The following is a 4,234-nucleotide window of genomic DNA, read 5'->3' on the forward strand; positions in this document are numbered from 1 at the left end:
GCCGGATCGAGACGTACTCCAAGGGCATGCGCCAGCGCACCCGGGTCGCCGCGGCCCTGGTGCACGACCCGCAGGTGCTGCTGCTGGACGAGCCGAACAGCGCCGTCCCGAAGACCTCCGCGATCACCGGCTGACCTGCTCGTCGTCGTGGTGCAGGGCGACCTCGTCGACGTGCACCGCCCGGCGCATCCGGTAGTACTGCAGCACGATGGCCAGGCCCACGCCCACCTCGGCGGCGGCCAGCACGATCACGAACAGGGCGAACACCCCGCCGGAGTGCGCGGGCCGGCCGTTGGGATACGCCCAGGACTCGATCTGCACGCCGACCAGGGTGGCCCGGACCGCGGCGTCGGCGGTCACGAAGATCAGATTGACCGCATTGAGCATCAGCTCGACCGCCATCAGCACCAGGATCGCGTTGCGTCGGCGCAACACGCCGTAGACGCCGAGGCCGAACAGCAGCGCACCCGTCACGTACGGGATCACGGCATGCATCAGGCCTCATCCCCCTTGCGGGCGCCGATGTCCGGACGCGACAGCACGATCGCACCCACCAGGGCGGCGAGCAGCAGGATCGACAGCACCTCGAACGGCAGCACCCACTGGCCGAAGATCTGCGTGCCCATCCGCTCGGCCGTGCCCGGGGCGGGCCGGTCGTAGAGCGTCCAGCGGAACGCGTCGGCCAGCAGCGCGGCCAGGCCCAGCCCGACCCCGCCCCCGACGATCAGCGCCGGCCAGGCCGGGCGGTCCAGGTCACGGGAGGGGCCGATCGGCGCGCGGGTCAGCATGACCGCGAACAGCAGCAGCACGACCACCGCGCCGACGTAGACCAGGATCTGCACCCAGGCGACCAGCTCGGCCCCGAGGACCAGGTAGAGCCCGGCGACCGCGCCCAGGCTGATCACCAGGTAGAGCCCGGAGCGGACCAGGTGGGTGCTGGTGACGACCGCCGCGCCGGAACCCACCGCCACGGCTCCGAGCGCCAGCAGCAGCACGTCGGCGACCGTCACTTCTCCGGCTCCGGGCGTACGGCCGGGCGCGCGGTCTTGGCCGGGGTGGCCGCACCGGGGCCGGCGGCCTTGCGCGCGGCGGTGGCCTCCTCCTTCGACGGCTCGCCGAGCACGTCGTGGGCCGGCGGCGGCGGAACGGTCCGCATCCAGTCGCCGAGGCGGTCCTTGTCGTGCAGGAGGTTGAGCACGTCGGTCTCCGCGTACTCGAACTCGGGGGTCCAGTGCAGCGCGTCGAACGGGCAGACCTCGATGCAGATGCCGCAGTACATGCACAGGGAGAAGTCGATGTCGAACTTGTCGAGGACGTTGCGCTGCCGGGCCCGGGCGGCACCGGGAACGACGACCTCTTCCTTGTGCGAGTCGATGTAGATGCACCAGTCCGGGCACTCGCGGGCGCACAGCATGCAGACCGTGCAGTTCTCCTCGAGCAGGGCGATGACCCCGCGGGAGCGCGGCGGCAGGTCCGGCTCGACGTCCGGATACTGCTGGGTGCTGCTGCGCTTGGTCATCGTCTTGAGCGTGACGGCCAGACCGTTGATCAGGCCCTGGCCCGGCGTGTGCCGATCTCCCTGCTCGCTCATAAGGGCATATCCTGCCCGGTCCCACCGGCGTAGGCGAGCACACCCCCGCTTCTGTTGTCCGACGGGTTGCGGCCGGGCGTCCTGAGGGCGCCCGGCCGCACTCCCCGGCTATGCGCAGAGGGCCGTGTCCACGGCCTTCAGCACCTTGTCGGCCGATGCCTCGTCGACCGGCGTCGAGGTCACGGCCACCGTCGCCGCGCGACCGTCCTCGGTGACGCCGCCACGGGTCTCGTAACCCGGGATGTCACCGCCGTGGCCCCAGGCCAGACCTCCGCAGCTGAGCGGATAGCTCAGCAGGCCCAGGCCGTACCGGGCGCCGGGCCACATGTCCGCCGGGACGGTCTTGCGCATCTCCTTCAGCTGCGCGGCCGGCAGCAGGCGGCCGGCCAGCAGCGCGCCGAAGAACTTGTTCAGGTCTGTCGGGGTGGCGATCATCTGCCCGGCGGCCCAGCCCCAGGACGGGTCGAGTGTGGTGACGTCACGCGGCTTGCCCGCCGCGTCCGGGTGGTAGCCCTGCGGGTGCCGTTCCCGGATGCCCTGCTCGCCGACGGCCGGGAAGTAGGTGTGCCGCAGCCCGGCCCGGCGGATCACCCGCTCGGTGAGCACCTCGGTCAGCGGGCGCCCGGTCACCTTCTGGATCAGCAGGCCGGCCACCACATAGTTGGTGTTGCTGTATGCCCACTTGGCCCCGGGCGCGAAGTCGGCCGGATGCGCCAACGCGAGATCGAGCAGCTCACGCGGCTCCATGTAGGTGTGCTGCAACGCAAACGAGCCGTCCACGTCGAGGTAGTCGGTGTAGTTGGGCAGACCGCTGGTGTGCTGCAGCAGCTGCCGCACGGTGATGTGCCGGCCGTCGATCCCCTCGCCCCGCACCAGGCCCGGCAGGTAGGTGTCGATCGGCGAATCCAGGGCCACCTTCTGCTCGGCCACGAGCTGCAGAACCGCCACGGCCACGAACGTCTTGGTGTTGCTGCCGATCCGGACCTGGCCGTCGGCCGGGACGCGAGCGCCGGTGCGCAGGTCACCAACTCCGGCGGTGAGATCACGGGTGCGGCCGTCGCGGCCCTTGACCGCGGCCAGCGCACCCGGGGCACCGCCGTCCCCGACGAGCTGCTGCAACTGGTCACGGACAGGATCACGCGGGGCGGCACTGACCGGCTGGGCGACGCCGGCGACCAGGGCGCCGGTGGTCAGGACGGCTGCTGCGACATGACGCAGGGACATCGGTGAGAGCTCCTCGGCAGGGGTTGCTGGGACCCCTCAAGCCTTTCGGAGACGGCCCGCCGGGACGAGCCGGCCAGCCCCACAACCGAGGGTGGGGCCAGCCCCACCCCTACAGTGCGAGTTTCACCACCGCGGTCAGCACGAGCTGGGCCAACGCCACCGGGACCAGCACCAGCCAGCACAGCCGCTGCAACTGGTCCTCGCGCAGCCGCGGATAGCTGACCCGCAGCCAGATGACCACGAAGGACACCGCGAACACCTTCACCAGCGTCCACAGCCAGCCGAAGTGGGCCGGGTCCGGGCCGTGCCAGCCACCCAGAAACAGCACGGTGGTCAGGGCGGCGATGACGACGATGCCGACGTACTCGGCGAGCAGGAAGAACGCGAAACGCAGCCCGGAATACTCGGTCATGTAGCCGAAGACCAGCTCCGAGTCGGCGATCGGCATGTCGAACGGCGGCCGCCGGATCTCGGCCAGCCCGGAGACGAAGAAGACCAGCGCGGCCGGCGCCTGCCAGATCAACCACCACGGCGACCAGGCCTCGACGATGCCGGGCAGGCTCAGCGTGCCCGCGGCCATCGCGACACTCGCGGCCGACAGCACCAGCGGCAGCTCGTAACCGAGCAGCTGGGCCGCGCCGCGCAGGCCGCCGAGCAGGCTGTACTTGTTCGCCGACGCCCACGCCGACATCAGCACGGCGACCACACCGACGCCGAGGACGGCGAGAACGAAGAACAACCCGATGTCCATCGGCTGGGCGACCAGGCCGCCGGGCCCGAGCGGGATGGCCAGCAGGACGATGAGGTACGGGAACAGCGCCACGATCGGGGCCAGCTGGAACACCCGGCGGTCGGCGTCCCGCGGGGTGATGTCCTCCTTCTGCACGAACTTGACGCCGTCGGCGACGAGTTGCGCCCAGCCGTGGAAGCCGCCCGCGTACATCGGGCCCAGCCGGCTCTGCATGTGGGCCATGACCTTGTGTTCCATCTGGCCGACGACCAGCGGCACCACCAGGAACGCGGCGACCACGGCGACGACCCGGACTCCCAGATCGAGCCAGAGCGGCATCAGGTGTCCTTCCCGTCGCTGGTCTCCGGCGCAGTTCCCGTCTCCGGCGGCGTGCCGGGGGTCTCCGGCGGCGGCGTGGCATCCGCGGCGGCCTTCGCCGCGCCTGCCTGGTCGGCGGCCTCGGCTGCCTCGGCCTGGCCGGCACCGATCGTCTCGGCCGGTCCGGCCGCTGCCGGATCCACCGTGGGCGGTGCCGCGTGTCCGGGCGCTGCCTGCCCACCTGGTCCCGGCGGCGCCTGCTCCCCCGTCCCGGCCTGGACCGCTTGCGGGTCCGTTCCCGGATCGGCCGCCGGAGCTGCCCGGCGTTCCGGCCGGGCCGGGCGCTCTCCTGCCGGGCGGACCGGGCGCTC

Annotated in this window: 5 protein-coding genes and 2 pseudogenes; 1 reads left to right on the forward strand and 6 read right to left on the reverse strand. The window is 71.7% G+C overall.

Translation table 11 applies throughout. The features are described 5' to 3' along the window. A pseudogene (locus AB0C29_RS36325) lies at positions 1-95 on the forward strand (ATP-binding cassette domain-containing protein); the annotation flags it as partial. Between the two features lie 28 nt (positions 96-123). On the opposite strand, the gene nuoK reads toward AB0C29_RS36325, so the two are convergent. From nuoK to AB0C29_RS36355, 6 genes and pseudogenes are all read right to left on the reverse strand, one after another. Further along, positions 124-495, reverse strand: coding sequence for an NADH-quinone oxidoreductase subunit NuoK (nuoK, locus tag AB0C29_RS36330; RefSeq protein WP_360551712.1), 372 nt, complete (start codon positions 493-495; stop codon positions 124-126). After that, the gene (locus tag AB0C29_RS36335; RefSeq protein ID WP_360830215.1) at positions 495-1,010 is read right to left on the reverse strand and encodes an NADH-quinone oxidoreductase subunit J; all 516 of its coding nucleotides are present in this window, start codon (positions 1,008-1,010) and stop codon (positions 495-497) included. Before AB0C29_RS36335 ends, nuoK begins: the two co-directional genes overlap by 1 nt. Continuing rightward, positions 1,007-1,591 (reverse strand): NADH-quinone oxidoreductase subunit I, encoded by a 585-nt coding sequence (locus AB0C29_RS36340; RefSeq protein WP_360551708.1) that lies wholly within the window; start codon positions 1,589-1,591, stop codon positions 1,007-1,009. Before AB0C29_RS36340 ends, AB0C29_RS36335 begins: the two co-directional genes overlap by 4 nt. A 108-nt stretch (positions 1,592-1,699) precedes the next feature. Beyond that, positions 1,700-2,815 (reverse strand): serine hydrolase domain-containing protein, encoded by a 1,116-nt coding sequence (locus AB0C29_RS36345; RefSeq protein ID WP_360830219.1) that lies wholly within the window; start codon positions 2,813-2,815, stop codon positions 1,700-1,702. Between the two features lie 109 nt (positions 2,816-2,924). Next, positions 2,925-3,884: an NADH-quinone oxidoreductase subunit NuoH gene (gene nuoH / locus AB0C29_RS36350; protein ID WP_360830222.1), complete on the reverse strand. Its 960-nt coding sequence runs from the start codon at positions 3,882-3,884 to the stop codon at positions 2,925-2,927. Beyond that, positions 3,884-4,234, reverse strand: a pseudogene (locus tag AB0C29_RS36355) (hypothetical protein); the annotation flags it as partial. The pseudogene AB0C29_RS36355 and the gene nuoH, both read right to left, overlap by 1 nt.

It is taken from the genome of Actinoplanes sp. NPDC048791 (genome assembly GCF_040650095.1).
Lineage (GTDB): Bacteria > Actinomycetota > Actinomycetes > Mycobacteriales > Micromonosporaceae > Actinoplanes.

Excerpts from the sequence above, each read along its gene's own strand:
- nuoK (WP_360551712.1), bottom strand. The coding sequence starts at position 495 with ATGCATGCCGTGATCCCGTACGTGACGGGTGCGCTGCTGTTCGGCCTC.
- AB0C29_RS36340 (WP_360551708.1), bottom strand. The coding sequence starts at position 1,591 with ATGAGCGAGCAGGGAGATCGGCACACGCCGGGCCAGGGCCTGATCAAC.
- AB0C29_RS36345 (WP_360830219.1), bottom strand. The coding sequence starts at position 2,815 with ATGTCCCTGCGTCATGTCGCAGCAGCCGTCCTGACCACCGGCGCCCTG.
- nuoH (WP_360830222.1), bottom strand. The coding sequence starts at position 3,884 with ATGCCGCTCTGGCTCGATCTGGGAGTCCGGGTCGTCGCCGTGGTCGCC.